The following is a 21,912-nucleotide window of genomic DNA, read 5'->3' as shown; positions in this document are numbered from 1 at the left end:
GGGGGTAACAAAAAAAGTGGATCTGGAAAAAAATAAAAAATGGCTATACAAGTCAATGAACTGGCTGATGCTTTTGACACTATTGTTCAATGTTGTTGTCACAAGTCTGTCTGGCGTCTCCGCACAGGCAGAAACTAGTTCACAGGATTTGACATTTTTAAATGATCAAGGAAATCCAACGAATAGTTTGGAAATGGAAGCTGGGGAAACCCGGGCAGTCGGTATACGTTCTGTTCATCCGGAAAACGGCTCTGTTCAGGTTAATTTAGCCGGATTGTCGTTAGAGCAAGCACTGACAAACGAAAACAATATTGGTAATCCAGTGACAATTGGTTACAGCGAGGAAGCCTCAAGTGTCATATTGAGCTGGCCGGAAGCAAAGAAAGTGCAGCAGCAGCCGGCAGAGGCAGGTGAAGAAGGAGAAACTGTACCAGAAGCTGTTGATGCGGGACTTCTTGAACCAGTTAATAACTATGCTTGGCTAATTGTTAAAGCAGAAACAGCTGGTACCTATCAGCTGTCAGCAGTTTCTTCAAGAGGCTCTGCTGCACAACTAAGTGTCTTGGTGAATGAAAAGCCGAATATAATAGAAGAAAGCACAACTGTAGAAACAAGTGAAAGCACGCAGGAGTCTTCTGTAGAAGAGAATCAGAAGCTTGATAAGCAGTCGCTGACACGAGCAGCGGCACCAATTTTTGAGGTTTGGAATACTGAGACGAATAGCTGGGCTTCGACAGGGAGCATCACTGACCCAAGTCAATATGCAAATGGGATCAAGTACAGAGTAATATGGGAATGCGATGCAGACGCAAGTTATGCAGATTTGTTTGTAGGAACTGTTGACTGGGGGACGTTAGATTTATCAAGTGTGACAGTAACAGATCAGCTTGGGAACTCTGTTACAAATTTTCCTACTGCTAGGTCAATTGAAATAGACGCACCTGAAGCTGGTAAAACCTATACAGCTGAATTCACAATGAAGTTTCGTGAAGGTTTAAATGAGGGAGCATTTGAAAGCAGTTATCAAGCTGGGAATGGAGCTCATAATCTATTTAAATTAACATTAGAGATAGATGTTGAGGGAACGGTTGTTTACGGTGAAACTAGAGAAACGCAAGCGGTTTTTCCTACGCGATTGCCAATATTCTTTTATTCCAGTTACGGAAATCCAAACCAGCCAATAATGTCTGACATTACTTTCACGGTTACTTCTAGTAATGGAGTTGAAAAAACGTATACAGCTTCTGATAGAGATACTAATGGTTATTTCCATTTAGATCTTGGGAAGACTGGTGAAACTTACACAATTAAAATTGTTAAGGCTCCAGGCTACTTGGAAAATGTCACATTTACGGTGAATGGTATAGGAAATTATTATTATCCAAGCCTAGCATCTTCAGTCCATCAGTCTTTTCCTTTGGATGAAGTAAGACCTGAAATTCAAACATCAGTTTATTTTATTGATACTAAGGGAAATAAAATCGATCAAACATATTTTTATGATACGATTACTTCTGTCCAAGAAGTCGAATATAGCAAAGGCAGTAATCCTCAGGTTATACAATTTACCACAGATGGTGTGAAAACAGCACCTGGATTAGAAGTAACAGGAAATGTAAAAATTTATAAGTTAGTCAATGGTGTGAAAACTCTTTTAAAAACAGTGGCTGCTAATTCTGTTTGGACTGGACAGCACAAAGATGGTTATGAGCAATTTTATGAGTATGATCTAGGAACGCCATTGCTAGCAAATGAAAAATTGATTATGGAAACGGAATGGATACCACAAGAGCTTAAAGCTGGGAACGGGGAAGATTCTCGATATTACCGTTTAGATGTTGGTGCGAAAGGGATTGACTCTGGAAATAATGGCTCCAATGTAGTTCCCTCAAGAACACCTATTCAAGCAGTTCCTCATAAAGTAATTGATTCTGAAGTAACTAAAGATGTTTATAATTCAAGCGGTAAAAATATAAATGATGAAGAAGTTAAAGTAGGAGATACATTAACTTATAAGATTATTTTAGATGCAACAACAGGTGAAAAAACAGCTCAAATGAGAGTTAAAGAGTTTGTAGATCAATTACCTAAAGGTCTAAGCTCAAATAGAGTAAGGGTAACGACTGCGGCAGATGGAACAATTACTTTGCGTAAAAATCGGGAGTATACGGTGACAGGTGACTATCTGACAGGAGAAACAATAACTATCAATTTCCCAGATTCATTTTTTACACCGGATAACATGTTATATATTTCTCCAGATAACCCTGCTGCTAGCAAACTTATTATAGAGGTAACTGCTACAGTTAAAGAAAACACTAGTGGTATCTTAAAAAATGAGGCTTCCTATACTTCACAAACAAGAACTGATGATTTTGTTTTAAATAGTTGGGGAAATGATAAAATTCAGTCTGATAGTGTAGAGAACTATGTCAAACCAGAAGTACAGCTAAGTAAATCAGTTTACGATACAGATCCTAGAAGCAGCAGACCGGCACAAAATATTGACAAAGTATTTTCTGGCGACACATTCTATTATGCGATTGATGGTTCGCTGAATGCTGGATCAGGTGCTATGTACAATGGTGTAGTAACGGATACACTGCCTAAAGGGCTGAAGGTAGATGAAAGTTCTACTTATATTGATATTTTTGATAAAAGCGGAACCTTAATTAGCTCTCAGCATCTATCAAATGCCTGGACAAACAAAGCAGGCTCAGCTGCAGATTTAGCAGAGTATGAGCTGGCTGTTGATTTAACAAACGTTACAGAGTTAAATCCAATGTTGAATGATGTAACCTTTACGATTAGTTTTGGTGTAATAGCCGATGAGCGACTGCCTGAAACAGATTCGAGTACAACGCCTAAACAAAATTTAATTACGAATACAGCAGAAATTGCTGGTACAGATAAAGATGGAAATAATCCTACAACAGATACTGGAGTAGTTGATGTAGAATTAAAACATCGTAAACCAGAAGTGCTGTTAGAAAAACATGTCTACGATGTAGCTCCTCAAAATTCAGGAAGTCTAATCGATAACGGTAAATGGTTTGTAAATGAAGAATTCTTCTATACACTAGATGTCAGCTTAGCAGCGGATTCTGGTCCAATGTACAATGGGCTACTAACGGATACATTACCGGATGATGTTGAAATTTCCGCTGGCAATCAATACGTGATTCTAGTCAATGGAACAGAGATTACAGTTCCTTCGGATGCAATAGCTGTTTCCGGAAAAAAACTAATAATTGATTTTTCTAAAATTACCGAGTTGAGTCCAATGACATCGGATCAGGTCGTTCAAATTATTTTTGCAGTAAAAGCAGATACAGATGTGTTTAAGGATCCAACAGGTACGTTAAGAACAAACCAGGCTGTAATAATAGGTACCGATAAAAGCGGGGTTCATTCTACTGAAGCTGAAGCGGATGTAGCTGTGGAATTTGTTCATCAGCCAGGTGAGTTAGAGATTCTTAAAAAAGTTAGTCAAGCTACGGTACAGGTAGACGATACGATTACGTATACCATTATTGTGAAAAATAGCAAACCAGCAGATTCTGGTTCTCTTGTCAGCAATGTTGTCGTAGAAGACGTTGTACCAGATGGTCTGACTATCCTTCAAGGTACAGTGAAAGTGGATGGAACTGCTATTCATCCAATTGATGGTTTAGAAATTAACGGCCAGCAAATCAAAGTTCCAGTGAAGGATTTAGCTGATCAGGATGAAGTAAAAATCACTTTTGATGTTAAAGTATCTGCTTCAGCTAGCGGGTCTTTGAAAAATGTTGCCACAGCTAAAGGAACAGTGAATGAAAAGCCTGAGCAGCCCAAAGACGTCGAAGCTGAAGACGATAGTAAAACCAGAATCGAACCAGAACCATCCCTTGAAAAATATGTAATGGCAGAAGGTCAGAAACATGAAAATGTAGTAAAAGGTCAGATTGTACCTTATATTTTAATTGTCAAAAATGATAAAGGTGCACCAATTATTAATGGAAAAATTACCGATCTTTTACCTAGTGGACTAACGTATGTTCAAAATTCAATGACTGTTACTAAAAATACAGGTGCAGTTAGTAATCCGGCAATTACCTGGAATGGTCAGTCATTCACGTATAGCGGATTTGATTTAAAAGCCGGGGAAACATTGCGTATTGTTTATAATGTGGAAGTAACCGGAGATACTGTTGATGTAGCTTTAAAAAACACAGTTAGCTTGAATGGTGAGTTTGAAGATGTGGATGCGAACAATGCAGCTTTGACTACGCCGATCAATGAACTGACTGATGATGCGTCAGTAACGCCAGTTCGTAATAAAGGAATATTGTCACTTGAAAAAAATGTCTATTCAAATGGAACAGATTGGGAGAACAAGGTAGTAGCTGTTGGGACTGAGCTTGAATATGAGCTTGTAGTGAAAAATACCAATAGTGATCCATCTTTAATCGTAGATGTAGTTCTGACAGATAAAATTCCTGATGGATTGACCTATGTATCAAACTCTCTAGTTATGGACACAGGCTTGACTGGTAAAGTCGAAAATGGAGAAGTAACAGTTAATGTAGGAATACTTAAGGAAAATGAAAGTAAGACAATCAAGTTCAAAGTGATTGTTGAAGAAAGTGCTCTAAAAGATATTCTCAATACAGGGAAAGCAAACGGAAAAGTCCCTGTTGATCCAAATGATTCAGCGAAAACAGAAAGTCTGGACGAAATTGAAGATTCAGTAGTAAATTACAAGGCGCCAGAACCAGCAATTACCAAAGATGTATTAAGTGCTACGGGCTTAGTTGTTAAAGGCACCGAAAAAGTAACAAGCGGCAACCGCTTCAAGTATCAACTAGTTATCACAAATGGCCAAGCTGATACAACAGGTAGCCTGTACAACGGTACAGTAACAGATACGTTGCCAGCTGGAATTAAATATGTACAAAATTCGACTGTTGTAGATGGGCTTCCTGTTTCAGATTCAGTAGCAGGATGGAACGGGAATGCGTTGACGTATGCTTTGCCGGCAGAATTCAAGGGTGGTGAAACGATTACGCTAGTCTTTGAAGTCGAAGTAGAGGCTAGTGCAGCGTTAGGGCTTATCCCGAATACAGCGAAGGTTTCAGGAGAAGATAAATCAGGGATACCTGATTATAAAGATGAAGATACAATAGAGGTTGAAATCGTTCGTGGGCCGGGTACGCTAGCCGTTGAGAAGAAGGTGCTGGATCAAGCAGGCTCCACAGATTTACATGATACGGTAGTACAAGTAGGCGAAACGATTCGTTACTCGATTATTGTTAAAAACACAGAAACAGCACCTTCAGAAGTAAAAGATATTGTTGTGACTGACCAATTACCGGAAGGCTTAAGCTTTGTCTTTAATTCAGCCACAGTAAATAGTATTCCAGTAGCTGCCAGCACGGATAGTGCAAATAAACTGACAGTAACGACTGGGCTGACATTACGGGAAGATGAAAGTTTAATCGTGAGCTTCCTTGTAACTGTAACTGAGGCATCCGCTGTTCGTAGTGTGAACAAAGGGGTTGCATCGGGAGAAATAACACCAGATCCACGAGAACCAAATCAGCCGATTGAAGAAACATCAAATGAAGTGGTTACGCATAAAGCACCAGCACCAACGATTGAAAAATCAGTGGTTAGTCCTGCCAGCGGTGAAGTGAGAAAAGGTGATAAGGTAACGTATCGCTTAGTAGTCACCAATGGTGACGCCAAAACAGGGACACTGACAGCTGGAACAGTAACGGATAGCTTACCAGCAGGTCTTGTTCATGTGGCAAATACAACCACGATAGATGGCAAGGTAGTAGCAGAAAGCAGCTGGAATGGGGAACGTCTAACTGTGACTCTGCCAGATCCAATGCTAGGTGGTGCAACAGCGACGATAGAGTTCCAAGTAACAGTGGAAACAGATTTCATTGGTGTGATTCCAAATACAGCAGTCGTTGCCGGAAAAGACATCAACGGCAACGGAAATCCGACAACTGGAAAAGATTATACAGACAATGACACTGCCGATATTACAACGGTAAGAAAACCAGGAGCATTGTCACTGGAGAAATCCGTAGATGTAGGCAATCAGTCAGTGGTCGGTGTAGATGAAGTTATCGAATACACACTGATTGTGAAAAACACAGTAGCAGATCCATCCGAAGTGCGTGAAGTAACAATCACAGATGCAATCCCAGAGGGATTGATTTATCAACCAGGCAGCTTAGCTGTAGATGGTACAGCGTATCCGGACAGCCATATTCAAGGACAAAATTTGAGTATCAATGTTGGTACACTGCTGGAAAATGAAACGAAGACAATTACATTTAAGGTTAAGGTGACAGCAACAGCGAAAGGTGAAATTACCAATATAGCCGATGTAACTGGTAAGGTCACTTACCCAGATGGTACAGAAGGCGATAGTACCGATGATGATGAGGTGCTGAACTATAAGCAGCCGGAACCAAAAATTGAAAAAGACGTGTTAACAAAAGATGGCCAAGTTGCCGGAGCTACAGAACAGGTGACGAATGGCAACCGTTTCAAGTATCAACTAGTTATTACTAATGGCCAAGCTGATACAACAGGTAGCCTGTACAACGGAACAGTAACAGATAAACTGCCAGCTGGAATTAAATATGTACAAAATTCGACTGTTGTAGATGGGCTTCCTGTTTCAGATTCAGTAGCAGGATGGAGCGGGAATGAACTGACTTATGCTTTACCATCAGAATTCAAGGGTGGTGAAACGATTACGCTAGTCTTTGAAGTCGAAGTAGAGGCTAGTGCAGCGTTAGGGCTTATCCCGAATACAGCGAAGGTTTCAGGAGAAGATAAATCGGGGACACCTGATTATAAAGATGAAGACACAGTAGAGGTTGAAATCGTTCGTGGGCCGGGTGCGCTATCCGTTGAGAAGAAGGTGCTGGATCAAGCAGGATCCACAGATTTACATGATACGGTAGTACAAGTAGGCGAAACGATTCGCTACTCGATTATTGTCAAGAATACAGAAACAGCACCTTCAGAAGTGAAGAATGTTGTTGTGACTGACCAATTACCGGAAGGACTCGATTTTGTTTCTGGTTCTGTAACAGTAGATGGACAGCTAGCTACAGGAAATGTAGATGGAACCAATAAATTAATTGTTAATACTGGAAAAACGCTTCAGGAAAACGAAAGTTTAACTGTTAGCTTCCTTGTAACAGTGACCGATGTATCCGCTGTTCGTAGTGTGAACAAAGGGATTGCATCGGGAGAAATAACACCAGATCCAAGGGAACCAAATCAGCCGATTGAAGAAACATCAAATGAAGTGGTTACGCATAAAGCACCAGCACCAACGATTGAAAAATCAGTGGTTAGTCCTGCCAGTGGTGAAGTGAGAAAAGGCGATAAAGTAATGTATCGCTTAGTGGTCACCAATGGTGACGCCAAAACAGGGACACTGACAGCTGGAACAGTAACGGATAGCTTACCAGCAGGTCTTGTTCATGTGGCAAATACAACCACGATAGATGGCAAGGTAGTAGCAGAAAGCAGCTGGAATGGGGAAAATCTAACTGTGACTCTGCCAGATCCAATGCTAGGCGGTGCAACAGCGACGATAGAGTTCCAAGTAACAGTAGAAACAGATTTCATTGGTGTGATTCCAAATACAGCAGTCGTTGCCGGAAAAGACATCAACGGCAACGGAAATCCGACAACTGGAAAAGATTATACAGACAATGACACTGCCGATATTACAATGGTAAGAAAACCAGGAGCATTGTCACTAAAGAAATCCGTGGATGTAGGCAATCAGTCAGTGGTCGGTGTAGATGAAGTTATCGAATACACACTGATTGTGAAAAACACAGTAGCAGATCCATCTGAAGTGCGTGAAGTAACAATTACAGATGCAATCCCAGAGGGATTGATTTATCAAACAGGCAGCTTAGCTGTAGATGGTACAGTGTATCCGGACAGCCATATTCAAGGACAAAATTTGAGTATCAATGTTGGTACACTACTGGAAAATGAAACGAAGACAATTACATTTAAGGTTAAGGTGACAGCAACAGCGAAAGGTGAAATTACCAATATCGCCGATGTAACTGGTAAGGTCACTTACCCAGATGGTACAGAAGGCGATAGTACCGATGATGATGAGGTGCTGAACTACCGAGCACCGAATCCGACAATTGAAAAAACAGTTGTTACGCCTGCAAATGGCATTGTTATGAATGGTGATGAAGTAACTTATCGTTTGGTTGTAACAAACGGTGATGCAAATACGGGTACGATGACAAACGGCGTAGTTACTGACAGTTTACCAGCAGGGTTAAAGCATGTTGCTAACACAACAACATTAAATGGAAATCCTGTTGCTGAAAGCAGCTGGTCTGGTGAAGCATTAACTGCTGTTTTACCGACACCAATGGCTGGCGGAGCAACTGCAACCATTGAATTTAAAGTAAAAGTAGATACAACGACTATTGGAGTGATTCCAAACACAGCAGAGGTTTCTGGTCAGGATATGAACGGTCAGGGAAATTACACTGATGATGATACCGTTGACATTACTACAATGAAAAAACCAGGATCATTAGCTTTAACCAAAGCTGTCAGCAAGGGTACTGTAGATATTGATAATAAAGTAGTGGCCGTTGGCGATATTATTACGTATACAATTGTTGTAAAAAATATCGTAGCTGAGCCATCAGAAGTGAAGGCTATCACGGTTAAAGATGTGATTCCGTCAGGTTTAATTTATCAGGCAGGTACACTGAAGGTTGATGGTGCGTCTACACCGGATAGTTCAGTCACTGGACAAGATCTGAGTGTGGAAATTGGTTCTCTACAGGAAAACGAGACGCGTGAAATCACTTTTGATGTTCAAGTAACTGCTGATGCGAAGGGGTCTGTTGTCAATGTTGCCTCTGCAGTCGGAAAAGTGACAGACGTCAATGGAAATGAAACGCCATCCAATGAAGTGACAGATGATGTAGAAAACCATAAACAGCCGGAACCCAAGATTGAAAAAGATGTATTAACAAAGAATGGTCAAGTAGCTACAGCGACTGAACAGCTTGCGAAAGGAAATACTTTTACGTACCAGCTGGTTGTGACTAATGGAACGGCAAGTACAACAGGTACGTTATACAATGGAACAGTAACAGATAGCTTGCCAGCAGGTCTAAGCTATGTTCCGAATACAACAAAAGTTGATCAAGTGCCAGTTTCTGATGCAGCAGCGGTTTGGAACGGAAATAGCTTTACGTATACTTTACCGGCAGAATTCGCTGGTGGAGCTGCCAAAGTGATTACCTTTGAGGTAGAAGTATTGTATGCAGCTACTGTCAGTGAGCTAGGCATTATTAAGAACAATGCAGAGGTAACTGGTGAAGACCGTGATGGAACGACTGATTATACAGATACAGATGATGCCGATATAGATGTTGTTCGCGGGGCAGGTGCATTGAACATTCAGAAAGCTGTTTTGGATGAAGCAGGTGCAATTGATTTGAATGACAAGATTGTTCAGGTGGATGATGTTATTCGCTACACATTAGTTGTAACGAATGCAGCGACAGAACCTTCTACAGTAAGCAATATTCTTGTTAAGGATACTATTCCAGCAGGACTGCTTTATCAAACAGGTTCTTTGGAAATCGATGGGCAGGCTGTTTTAAATCCAAACATTTCCGGACAAAATCTGGAAGTAGCCCTGAACAAAGAGTTAACAGAAGGGCAGAGTGCGACAATTAGTTTCTTGGTAAAAGTCACGAATGCCTCTGAAGTATCAAGTATTAATCAAGCAGTAGTAACGGGAGCAGTTACACCAGATCCAAGAGAACCAGTTGAAACCTTGCCGGAAAAACCATCAAACGAGGTGGTTGTTCACAGAGCACCAGAACCGATGATTGAGAAAACAATTGTTTCGCCGACAAATGGTACGACAATCAAAGGCGGGGAAGTAACCTACCGCTTAGTTGTAACAAATGGCGGCATAAACACTGGCGATTTGATTGATGGAGTGGTAACAGATGCTCTGCCTGCCGGATTAAGTCATGTGCCGAATACAACTATGGTAAATAACCAAGTAATCGCAGAAAGCAGCTGGACAGGTGAAACCTTGAGTGTGGCCTTGCCGACACCTATGAAGGGCGGCGCAGCTGTAACCATTGAATTTAAAGTTAGAGTTGAGACTGATACGCTGGGAGCTATTATCAACATAGCAGATGTATCTGGAGAAGATACAGATGGTCAAACGTATACAGACGATGACTCAGCAGATATTACGACTGTTCGGACAGCGGGGGAACTTGCCCTAGAAAAAACAGTAAGTAAGAACGGTGCAAATATTGACAATAAAATAGTATCTGTAGGCGATATTATTACGTATACAGTTGTAGTTAAAAATACAATAACAGATCCATCCGAAGTCAGAGATGTCATTGTTAAGGATGACATTCCAGTAGGATTGATTTATCAAAAAGGCTCATTAAAAGTAGACAATCAGACGAGACCAGACAACCTGGTTAGTGGTCAGGTTTTAAAAGTTAATGTAGGAAACCTTTTGGAAAGTCAAACAAGTACAATTACTTTTGATGTTGAAGTGACAGCAGCTGCCAAGGGGGCTTTAGAGAATATTGCTACAGCCATAGGTAGTGTTGCTGACTTGGCGGGAAATTGGAATCCGCTGGATGAAATCCAAGATGATGTGGTAAATCATAAAAAACCAGCTCCTACTATTGAGAAAACAGTCCTTGATACAGCTGGAAATAGCCGTGATGATCTTCCACAAGTAATTAATGGGGAAGAATTCGAGTATCAGTTGATTGTTCGAAATGGACTTGATGATGCAACGGGTTCTCTACACGCGGGGACAGTAACGGATACTTTGCCTACGGGATTAGAATACGTGCAAAAATCAACAAAAGTAGACGGAGTAAATGTGACTGACAGTAAAGCCGGCTGGTCTGGCAACACGTTGAATTATGCCCTTCCGGCAGAATTCAAAGGGGGAGAAACAATTACCATTACCTTTAAGGTACGAGTTATTTCTGATCAGTTAGGAACTATTCCTAATACCGCTAAGGTATCTGGAACTGACAGTGACGCTGTAACGACATATCAAGATTCAGATAATGCAGAGGTGGCAGTGATTCCCGGTCCGGGAGAACTGCAGATTACTAAAGAAGTTAAGTCAGCAGATAATACGCTGGATCTGCATACTCAGGTTGTTGCTGTTGGAACAGTAATTAAGTACAACCTAATTGTTGAAAATATTACCCAGGAGCTTTCTGAAGTGAAGAATGTAACAGTTACAGATACAATTCCTGAAGGGTTGATATTTGTTCCGGGTACCTTAACGATTGATGGAGCTCCTGCTTCAAACAGCAATATCTCTGGTCAACAGCTGACTTTGGATATTGGCACGCTGCAGGAAAACAGCAGTAAGATAATTAGCTTTGATGTAACAGTAACAGCAGCTTCTCAAGGAATTAGTACAAACATTGGGCATGTGGAAGGGAAGGTGCCATCGTATGGTGAGACAGAAACTTCTACGCCTAAGATTCCTTCAAATGAAGTGACTATCTATAAACCAGCAGATCCGCAGATTACCAAATCAGTTGTTGGAAATACTAAAGTTAAGCAGGGTAATGATGTAACGTATCGCCTGGTTGTAACTAACGGTGAGGCTGGTACTGGCAATGTATACAACGGAATTGTAATGGACACATTGATGGAGGGTCTGACTTATAAAGCCGGAACTACTAAGGTAAATGGAGAGCTAATCAGTGATGAGGTTTGGAGTAATAATGAACTAACTTATCCGTTACCATCGCCATTTGCCGGAGGTACAAAGCTGACGATTGAGTTTACTGTAACTGTAAACAAGGTAGGCGATATACCAAACCTTGCTTCTGTTTCTGGAAGTGATGTAAACGGTACGCAGCATACAGATGAAGATGATGTCGTAATCACTGCTGTAACCACACCTGATTTAAGTTTGGAAAAGAGTGTGAAGACAGCAAATGACACAGACTTTGGAAAAGAAGCAGATAAAACAATTGGCTTGAATGAAGAATTTGAGTACCGTCTAGTTGTGCGCAACAATACAACCCCAGGTGGAAAAGTCATCAATCCGCGAGTGGTGGATCAGCTGCCGGCAGGACTTGTCTATGTTAGTGGTTCAACAAAAGTAGATGGAAAAGAAGTTACTGATGAGCTTCACTGGTCTGATAATACCTTTACCTACAGCAGGGCAGAAATGTTAGCAGGTGAGGTTTGGGATATTCGCTTTAAAGTGAAGGCTACAGGTATACAGCATCAACAGCAAATTGTAAATACTGCCAATGTGACTGGTCAGGATGAACTGGGCAATCCTGTAGGAAGTCAAGATAGTGTGACTGTGACAGGAAAAGAAATCAATACACCAGTAATACCAAATCCTAGTAACCCTGGCATCACGTTGCCTAATACAGGCAGTACAACTTTATTGCCAAGCACGAATACTACAGGAAGCGCAAGCCCTACCCGCAGACTTCCGAACACAGGAGAGCAGGAGACAGCAGTTTCTATGCTGGGCTATCTACTTCTGGTAAGTGCAGTTGGGATGTATCTTCAAGGGAAGAATAAAAAAGCTGTGAAAAAATAATGATAAAAAGAGCTGTAAGAAATGAACTCATTTCTTACAGCTCTTTGTTTATACTAATAAAGCACCTAACATTACCAATCGAAAATGACCGCATATCCCAAAGCAATAATTTCCCTTAAATACATATTGGGTGTAACTGAAGAATGTGAAACGGCAGGTAAACCGCTAATCTCTTTAATTCCTAATCGACGAGCCAACAGCTTTGAACGGTAGATATGAAAATCACTTGTAACAATAACTGTTTTTCCCAGCTCTCTTTTTTTCTGGGCGTTCACTATATTTTCTTTTGTTCGGGTAGAACTATCTTCTCTGATGAGTCGGTCAGCATCAATTCCTTTGTCAATCAAATAATCAGCCATAACATTTGCTTCAGAATCGGGTTCATCTGCTCCTTGTCCGCCACATACGATAATGATTGAGTTAGGATTTTTATTTATGAAAGGTAAAGCTGTGTCCAGACGCTCTGTCAGAACCGTACTGGGATAAGCGGTCTCTTTACTGGAGCCTCTGACCTGTGCGCCTAAAATCAGTATGGTGTCTGGCTGATTAGCCGGCTGTTCTTTTGTACCTTTTAAAATCATAAAAAATAGTGAACCAGTATATAAAATGCCAACAATGATCATAAATAACAAAAAGAACCTAATTTTTTTCATGTTATCTCCTTCTTTCTCCAATTTTTAGTTTAGAGTATTTTAGTTTAAAATAGTGGGATTTTTAAAGGGTTTAAGTAAATTTTTAACAATTTTAGAATCTCTTAGTTTTCAATATTAAAAAACAAGAAGATTGTGAAAAAGGTTAAGAAGATTCAAGCATATAAGTAGCAATTGTCTATAGATTCTTATATGCTTGAGTAACAGGTAGTTAAGAATTAAGCGATACGTGATAATAATTAATAATATTTTCCTAATAAATTAAAAAAATGCACAAAGAAATACTACGATAGTTCATCTATTTATGGTAGAATAGAAAAATGTGTAGGTCATAGGAAAATGAACGGATAAGTTTAAAATAGCTGATGTTTATGTTCTCTGTTATAGATAATTAAAAAAGGAAGATAGATAAAATGGATGAAAATAATTTAACTACTCGTTCTGCTAGGAATCAGCAGACTCAAACAAAAAATACTCAAAAACCGAAAGTTCCTAAAAATGGAAAGCCTAAAAGAAAGTCAATAGCGGTACCTTTGATAGCTGCTATTACTGTTTTTACAGGTATTTTACTAGTTGGTTTTATCTTTTTTCAGTCGCATTTTTTACCTACGGCAAATGCAAACGGCGTAGATATTGGTTGGTTAAATGTTGAAGCGGCTCAAAAGAAACTAGAAGAGCTTAATGGTTCGGAAGAAATCACGATAGAATTGGCTGATGGACAAAAACATACCATTCAGCTTCCGGAAAAATACAGTGTCACAGAAGAATTTTTGAATAAAAATATTAGTAAACAAGCAATCAATCTTCCCGTGAATGATTCCTTTAAAAGTGAGCTTAGCACGAAACTGGACGAGTTGACATTTGCAGAAGGAACACCAAGTCAGGATGCTCATATTCAACGTTTGGATACAGGCTTTCAAATTGTTCCAGAACAGTATGGTACAATCGTTGACAAAGAAGCTCTTAAAAATAAGATTCTTACAGATGTAGAAAAAAATTCTGGGAATTATAGTTATAGTGTAAAAGATTTTTATCAAAAACCAGCTGTGCTTCAGAGTAGTGAAGAGTTAAAAAATCAGTTGACTACGCTGTCACAAAAAGAAAATAAAAAAGTTACGCTGACTATTAATGATAAGTCACTGGAAATCCCTAAAGAAGCACAACAGGGATTTATCAATGATGAAGGGAATGTCGATCCAGCAGCAGTTGAAGCTTGGGTTACTGCGATTAGTCCGGAATACTCTTCCAGCTCATTGCCAATTACTTTTACAAATGTCCATGGAGAAACTAGACAGTTCAAAAATAATGGCAGTTATGGCTGGTCGATAAATATCGCTGAAACAGCTAACTTAATTGTTCAAGCGTTAGAAAGTGCTAATGCAGAAGAGGCAGTTGCTGCAGTTATTGATGGGGATGTGAACCAATCCACAGTGGTGAATAAAACCTATGTAGAGATTGATTTAAACAATCAAATGATGTACTTCTTTCAAGATGGTGTGAAAACAGTTGAAACATCTGTAATCACTGGACGTTATAATAAAGGAACGGCAACTGTGCCAGGATTCCATACTATTCTTTACAAAGATACAGATACAAATCTGGAAGGCTCAATGTTGGATGGTTCAGAATACAGTGTACCTGTTAATTACTGGATGCCGCTGTTGAGTTATGGCGGAGTAGTTACACAAATTGGTATTCATGATGCGGACTACAAGGCAGAATACTTTGGAAATAAGGAAGCTTACAAAACAAACTTTGGCAGCAACGGCTGTATCAATACTCCCGGAGAAGCAATGGCACAGATATTTGCGGCTTCTTATCCAGGAATGCCGGTTATCATTTACGGACACATATATGATGATGCACCTGGTGAATTTGATAAGCCTGTGGATTACGGCACACCAGTATAGATAAAAGGATAATAGCTTAAAAGAACCTGAGTAGCGTGTTGTAGTGACCCTAAAAAGTTAGACCTGAAAATCTAACTTTTAGAGGTCGGTACAGAGGACTTGGGTTCTTTTTTTGATGACCTCATACTAAAAAGCTGTTCTCTCAACTAATCTGGAAATCCTGTTGCTACAGTAGTATCAAACTACAATACTAAAATTAAGTTTTAGAGTATAATATTTGAAATGAAAGAAATAGTTGAATAAATCTATGGGAGGAAATGATATGCCGTTTATCCACGTTGAATTAGTCGAAGGACGTAGTGAAGAGCAGCTGACCAATATGGTTAAGGAAATTACAGAAGTGGTTTCCAAAAATACTGGAGCACCAGAGCAGAATATTCATGTAATTGTGAATGAGATGAAGAAAGGGCGCTATGCACAAGGAGGAGCTTGGAAAAAGTAATACGCTGAAATCAATTGAATAGGACGAGCCAACAGGTTATTTTGCGGGAACCAATCATTTTTAATCATTGAAAAAGAAATTGCCAAAGTAAAGGCTTGCTTTTTACTTAGAGAAGTGATTAAATTAAAACATAATTGATTGAAGAAAAAGACAACTGAACTTGAGAACAGTCTTAACAGAGAGGAAAATCATGCTGAAATTTTTCCAGACTAGTGCAGGGGATGACCACTTTTGAAACCTTTGTTGAAACAAAGGCGGTTGAACCGTTAATACTTTTTGAGGAATAGAGCTTATTTGCTTTATTTAAAATTAGGTGGAACCACGAACTTTTCGTCCTAGTATCTGTTTGCAGATACTAGGATTTTTTGCTGTGAATCACTACGACTGGCAAAGCCAGAGTAGATGATGAACAGTACTTGGCGAGGGGAACACGAGCGAAGTCACAATGAGCAGAATCACTACGATTGGCAAGCCAGAGTAGATGATGAACAGCACTTGGCGAGAGGAACACGAGCGAAGGGCTCTTGAACTTGAAGTTCTAAAACTAATTTAAACAGAGATTCAGTAATCGGGGTCCTCGTTTCATCTAATCAAAAAGTGAATAGAGATATCTTAAGTGAAACGATTCTTTTCAATCATGAATAGTTTAAGGAGGAAGAAAAAATGACAATTAAAATTACTTTTCCAGATGGAGCAGTCAAAGAGTTTGAGGCTGGCATTTCTACACTGGAAATCGCTAAAAGCATTAGTAATAGTTTAGGTAAAAAGGCTCTGGCAGGAAAGTTTAATGGGGAGCTTATCGACTTGGACCGACCAATCGAAGAGGATGGAACGATTGAAATTGTTACACCAGATCATGAAGATGCGCTAGGTATTCTGCGCCATTCAACTGCACATTTGATGGCGAATGCTTTACGCCGTCTGTTTCCTAATATCAAGTTTGGTGTTGGACCAGCGATTGATAGCGGTTTTTATTATGATACAGATAATGGTGAATCGCCGGTAACTGTAGAAGATTTGCCAGCGATTGAAGCTGAAATGATGAAGATTGTTAAGGAAAACAATCCAATCGTACGCAAGGTCGTAACGAAGGAAGAAGCCTTGTCATTGTTCGCTGATGATCCTTACAAGGTTGAACTGATTAGCGAACTGCCGGATGATGAAGTGATAACGGTCTATGATCAGGGAGATTTTGTTGATTTATGCCGAGGTGTACATGTTCCTTCAACTGGCAGAATACAAGTGTTCAAGCTGTTGTCAGTAGCAGGTGCTTACTGGCGTGGAAGCTCTGATAACCATATGATGCAGCGGATCTATGGAACAGCATTCTTTGATAAGAAAGACTTGAAAGAGTTTATTAAGCTGCGGGAAGAGGCGAAAGAAAGAGACCATCGTAAATTAGGAAAAGAATTAGATTTATTTATGATTTCTCAAGAGGTTGGTTCCGGCTTACCGTTTTGGCTGCCTAAAGGAGCAACTATCCGTCGCACAATTGAACGTTATATCACAGATAAAGAGATTAGTCTGGGGTATCAGCATGTGTACACACCAATTATGGCTGACGTGAATTTGTATAAGACATCTGGACACTGGGACCACTATCATGAAGATATGTTCCCGCCAATGGACATGGGAGACGGTGAAATGCTTGTATTACGCCCGATGAACTGTCCTCACCATATGATGGTTTATAAAAATGATATCCACAGCTATCGTGAACTGCCAATTCGGATTGCGGAGTTGGGTATGATGCACCGCTATGAAAAATCCGGCGCTTTATCAGGTCTACAGCGTGTGCGTGAAATGACTTTGAATGACGGACATACCTTTGTTCGTCCAGACCAAATTAAAGAAGAATTCAAGCGGACATTGGAGTTGATGGTAGCAGTATATGCAGATTTTAATATTACTGATTACCGGTTCCGTTTAAGCTATCGTGATCCTAATAATACAGATAAATATTTTGATGATGATGCAATGTGGGAAAAGGCTCAGACAATGCTGAAGGCGGCTATGGATGAAATGGAGCTTGACTACTTTGAAGCTGACGGCGAAGCAGCCTTTTATGGTCCAAAACTGGATGTACAGGTTAAAACAGCACTTGGAATGGAAGAAACATTATCAACAATCCAGCTTGATTTCTTACTGCCTGAGCGTTTTGATTTGACTTATGTAGGTGAAGATGGCGAAAATACGCATCGTCCGGTTGTTATCCATCGGGGAATTGTTTCAACAATGGAGCGTTTTGTTGCTTATCTGACAGAGGTTTATAAAGGTGCCTTTCCAACTTGGCTGGCGCCAATCCAAGCAACGATTATTCCGGTTTCTGTTGATGCTCACTCAGACTATGCTTATGAAATTAAGGAACGGCTTCAAGCAGAAGGGTTGAGAGTAGAAGTGGATGACCGTAATGAGAAAATGGGATACAAAATCCGCGCTTCTCAAACACAAAAAGTTCCTTACCAGGTCGTTGTTGGCGATAAGGAGGTTGCTGAGGTAACAGTCAACATCCGCCGATACGGCAGCAAGGAAACAGCTATCGAAGATTTAAATATTTTTGTTGAAAGCATGGCAGCAGAAGTTAAAAACTTTAGCCGCTAGTGCCGAAGCCGCCTGTTTAGCTACTACAACTAACTAAGTAAAAAATCAAGACAAAGGTATTTAACTCTGAGAAATAAAAAGGAGTGAGATACTTTTGTCTTGTCGTTTATTTGAATTAAAAAACAAAACTAGATGAATAGTTGTTTCTATCTCATCTTGGTATAACTAAGATGAGGAAAATCTCGAAAAATGTAGGAGATGCAATCCGTTTTGCCTAAAAGGTCTAAAAATGTCCTGAGTAATGCTGATTGATACAGAGCAATAGACTATTCCTAAATTTCTGGATAAAAAATGTTTTAAGAAAAATAAATAATTTATTTAAGCTTGCTGATTTGACTATGATTTTCTCTAATTTTTCGTTAGAATAGAAGGCAGGACTTTTCTACTTGAAAGGATAACGATAAAAAATGAATTTTTTAGATAAATGGAAAAAGACACAGGAAGAACCTAGTACATATAAGGCCAGAAAATCTCATATCCCTTTTCGCTTAAACCTATTATTTTTTGTAATCTTCGGTTTATTTGTTTCTTTAATTGTACGGCTGGCTTATCTGCAAATTGCAGAAGGAACCAGTTTTTCAGAGAGAATTGCTCAGAGCTCTGATTTAGTTGTTCAAAGCGGTGCGCCCAGAGGAGAAATCTATGATGCTTCAGGAGCGGTTCTGGTCAGCAATAAATCTAATTTGGCAATTACCTATACTCGAGGGAAGAATGTTCAATCAGCGGATCTTCTAGAGATTGCGAATCGTGTGAACAGTTTAGTAGATGTTCCTGCTGATGAATTAACCGAACGTGATAAAAAAGATTTCTGGTTAGCGGATAAAGAGCATCTAAAAGCGGCACAGGAGCGCCTGACTGATGAAGATAAGAAAGACGAAAAAGGAAATGTGATTACTGATCAGGGAACGCTATACGCCTTAACTGTAGAAAAAGTGACGCCTGAAGAAATTAATTTCGACGAAAAAACTCTTAAAGCTGCGACTATCTTTAAACGGATGAGCGCTGTTTCAGAGCTGAATACAACCTTTATCAAGAGTGAAGGAGTAACAGATGAAGAAGTAGCGGTTATTGGTGAAAATATAGCGAATATTCCCGGGGTTTCTACGGGGACAGACTGGACGAGAGAATATCCTCAGGGAGAAGAGCTTAGAAGTATTCTTGGAACGATTTCAACAGAAAAAGCTGGTTTGCCGGCTGAAGAAGCGGATGAATATCTCGCTAAAGGTTATGCTAGAAATGATCGGGTGGGAACCAGCTACCTAGAAAAACAATATGAGTCTGTTTTACAAGGAATCAAATCAAAATCTGAGATTGTTCTTGGCAGTGATGGAAAAGTAGCCAGCCAGACGTTGGTATCTGAAGGTGAAAAAGGACAAAATATTAAACTGACAATAGATTTGGAGTTTCAAAAGAAGGCAGAAGAAGTTGTTAAGTCCCATTATGAACAGCTGGTAGCCAGCGGCAATGCACCTTATTCCGGCGGAGTATATGTAGCAATAACCAACCCTAAAACCGGAGCAATTCGCGCATTAGTTGGATTTAGCCGCGATGTTGAAACAGGAGAGCTGACAGCTAATCCGTTAGGTGCGGTCAGTGATGCATTTGTACCTGGATCGGTCGTTAAGGGAGCAACACTTACTGCCGGCTATCAATCGGGTGTGATTCAAGGAAATGAAGTACTTATTGATGAGCCCATTCAAATTGGCGGGAGCGGCTTAAAATCTTCGAACTTCAACCAGTTACTGAATAATAAGATACCAATTTCTGCTGAACAAGCACTGGAATACTCTTCGAATGCGTATATGATGCAGCTGGTGTTCAAAATGCTGGGTACTGAATACAGTTATGGGATGAGTGTTCCTTACAATACTGGTGATTCAAGAGTGTTTGATATTTTGAGAAAAGCCTATGGCGAGTATGGCATGGGAGTCTCCACCGGGATTGACCTTCCGGGAGAATCAACTGGTATTGTCAATACGGATTTCAAAGGGGAGTATCAGGATCCGCCAAGTGCGGGTAGCCTGCTTGATTTGTCCTTTGGTCAGTATGATACTTATACAGCCTTGCAACTGGCACAATATGTAGGAACTGTAGCAAACGACGGCAAACGGATGGCTGCTTATCTGGTTCAGGGGATTTATGGTAATAATCCAGACGGTACATTAGGTGAACTGGTAAAAGAAACACAGCCAAAGCTTTTAAACGAAGTGGATATCAGTGCGGACCAAATGAAGCTGATTCAACAAGGATTTCATGATGTAGTCTATGGGAATCATAATTTTACAACTGGTAAATATATGAGTGATACGAACATGCCGATTGCTGCTAAAACAGGTACGGCTGAAACGTTCTACAAGGATGAAAAAACGGGCGAGCTGCATGAAACGATTAACAGTAATGTCATTGCTTATGGACCGTATGAGGATCCTGAGCTTGCGGTAAGTGTGATTTTGCCTAATATAAGCAATACAGCTGAAAACTATAAAATGAATCAGTACCTTGCTAAGGATATCATCAATGCTTATGTCGAAATGTATAAGCAATAATTTTGTAAAGTAGTTCTCCTTTACAAATTTGATAAAAGGACTGGAAATTAAGAATAAATCATGGTATGATATCTAAGGCTAAGAAACATCTTAGGATCAAATGAATACAGTATAGGAGGGAATAGAAATGCGCGTAAACATCACTTTAGAATGCACTTCTTGTAAAGAACGCAACTACCTTACAAGCAAAAATAAACGTAACCATCCAGATCGTTTGGAAAAGAATAAATATTGTCCACGTGAAAGAAAAGTTACTTTACACCGTGAAACTAAATAAGAATTTAGTAGAAAACAGGCAGCCTTTGCAGAAGGCTGCCTGTTTTTTTATGGGATAAGTATTTTTCAGCTAAAAATTGCTGTAAGGACATCATTTAGGGTGAAAAAAACTTTAAAAAAGTAAGAATATGGTTAGAAAACCAATCAGTAAAACAACTGGCGGTAAAAGCTGCAGGCGCTTATTTGTTGAGCTAAGGTCTTTTTTATTTTTTAGAAATAGCTTTGCAATCAAAAGATAACAGCAATAACCTAGTAAGACGCCTAAGGTATTGGTCAGTAAATCATTAATATCTGTTGCGCGATACAAGGTAAACAGCTGGCTAATTTCGATTGTGAGAGAAAGTAGTAGGCCTGATAAGATAACTTTTTTTATATTCTTAAAAGCGGGGCTAATAAACGGCAATAAAAAGCCAATCGGCATAAAAGCAACAATATTTAGAAGAAAGCTAAGACTAAAACCATCTGTAAAAGGGATTAGTTCAATGTTAGGATTAAAAACAGATTCACCTAAATCTCCAAGTCTTGAAAAATCCCTAAGCGTTGCGATACCAAAAACATTGACTAAGGAAATGAATAAATAATACAACAATAATAAAGAAGCTAAAGAAACGCTTATTTTGGTTGAAACTTGCTCCCCTTTTAAGCTCCAAATTAGTAATCCTGCTAGAATAATGACTCCGATAAGACATATGGGGTTCACGATAAATAAGTCCATTAATGCATCAAAAAATGTAAGCTGTTGTGCTTCCATAAGTATCCTTCTTTCTATTTACATATATAAGGATAACAAAATTTTTCTCGTTAAAAATCCGCCTCTAGTAGGAGTTCTCCTATAATG

General features: G+C 39.6%; 9 protein-coding genes. 7 read left to right on the top strand and 2 right to left on the bottom strand.

Translation table 11 applies throughout. From position 1 onward, the window contains the following. Nucleotides 1-16: 16 nt before the first annotated feature. Nucleotides 17-12,649: an isopeptide-forming domain-containing fimbrial protein gene (locus AC1Z3K_RS14615; protein WP_461733102.1), complete on the top strand. Its 12,633-nt coding sequence runs from the start codon at nt 17-19 to the stop codon at nt 12,647-12,649. A gap of 71 nt (nt 12,650-12,720) precedes the next feature. Here AC1Z3K_RS14615 and AC1Z3K_RS14610 read toward each other — a convergent pair whose 3' ends face one another. Further along, the gene (locus AC1Z3K_RS14610; protein WP_426084636.1) at nt 12,721-13,302 is read right to left on the bottom strand and encodes a YdcF family protein; all 582 of its coding nucleotides are present in this window, start codon (nt 13,300-13,302) and stop codon (nt 12,721-12,723) included. 410 nt (nt 13,303-13,712) lie between these two features. On the opposite strand from AC1Z3K_RS14610, the gene AC1Z3K_RS14605 reads away from it, so the two are divergent. The 6 genes from AC1Z3K_RS14605 (at nt 13,713) to rpmG (ending at nt 21,075) form a co-directional block, all read left to right on the top strand. Then, nucleotides 13,713-15,209 carry a L,D-transpeptidase family protein gene (locus AC1Z3K_RS14605; RefSeq protein ID WP_461733101.1) on the top strand — a complete coding sequence of 499 codons (1,497 nt, stop codon included), beginning with the start codon at nt 13,713-13,715 and terminating at the stop codon, nt 15,207-15,209. Nucleotides 15,210-15,471: 262 nt separating this feature from the next. After that, nucleotides 15,472-15,651: a 2-hydroxymuconate tautomerase gene (locus AC1Z3K_RS14600; RefSeq protein WP_426084638.1), complete on the top strand. Its 180-nt coding sequence runs from the start codon at nt 15,472-15,474 to the stop codon at nt 15,649-15,651. Nucleotides 15,652-16,056: 405 nt separating this feature from the next. After that, nucleotides 16,057-16,179 carry a hypothetical protein gene (locus AC1Z3K_RS14595; protein ID WP_461733100.1) on the top strand — a complete coding sequence of 41 codons (123 nt, stop codon included), beginning with the start codon at nt 16,057-16,059 and terminating at the stop codon, nt 16,177-16,179. Between the two features lie 135 nt (nt 16,180-16,314). Next, complete coding sequence (thrS, locus tag AC1Z3K_RS14590; protein ID WP_426084639.1) at nt 16,315-18,252, top strand: threonine--tRNA ligase; 1,938 nt, start codon at nt 16,315-16,317, stop codon at nt 18,250-18,252. A gap of 407 nt (nt 18,253-18,659) precedes the next feature. Then, on the top strand, nt 18,660-20,798 hold the full coding sequence (locus AC1Z3K_RS14585; RefSeq protein ID WP_461733099.1) for a peptidoglycan D,D-transpeptidase FtsI family protein: 2,139 nt from the start codon (nt 18,660-18,662) through the stop codon (nt 20,796-20,798). A 127-nt stretch (nt 20,799-20,925) separates the two neighbouring features. Next, complete coding sequence (gene rpmG, locus AC1Z3K_RS14580; RefSeq protein WP_426084641.1) at nt 20,926-21,075, top strand: 50S ribosomal protein L33; 150 nt, start codon at nt 20,926-20,928, stop codon at nt 21,073-21,075. 111 nt (nt 21,076-21,186) lie between these two features. On the opposite strand, the gene AC1Z3K_RS14575 is transcribed toward rpmG, so the two are convergent. Beyond that, on the bottom strand, nt 21,187-21,825 hold the full coding sequence (locus AC1Z3K_RS14575; protein WP_426084642.1) for a VanZ family protein: 639 nt from the start codon (nt 21,823-21,825) through the stop codon (nt 21,187-21,189). Nucleotides 21,826-21,912 lie beyond the last annotated feature (87 nt).

The organism is Enterococcus sp. LJL128 (assembly GCF_056924295.1).
The sequence above is the reverse complement of the archived record's forward strand: the minus strand, read 5'-3'. Positions and strand labels throughout refer to the sequence as shown.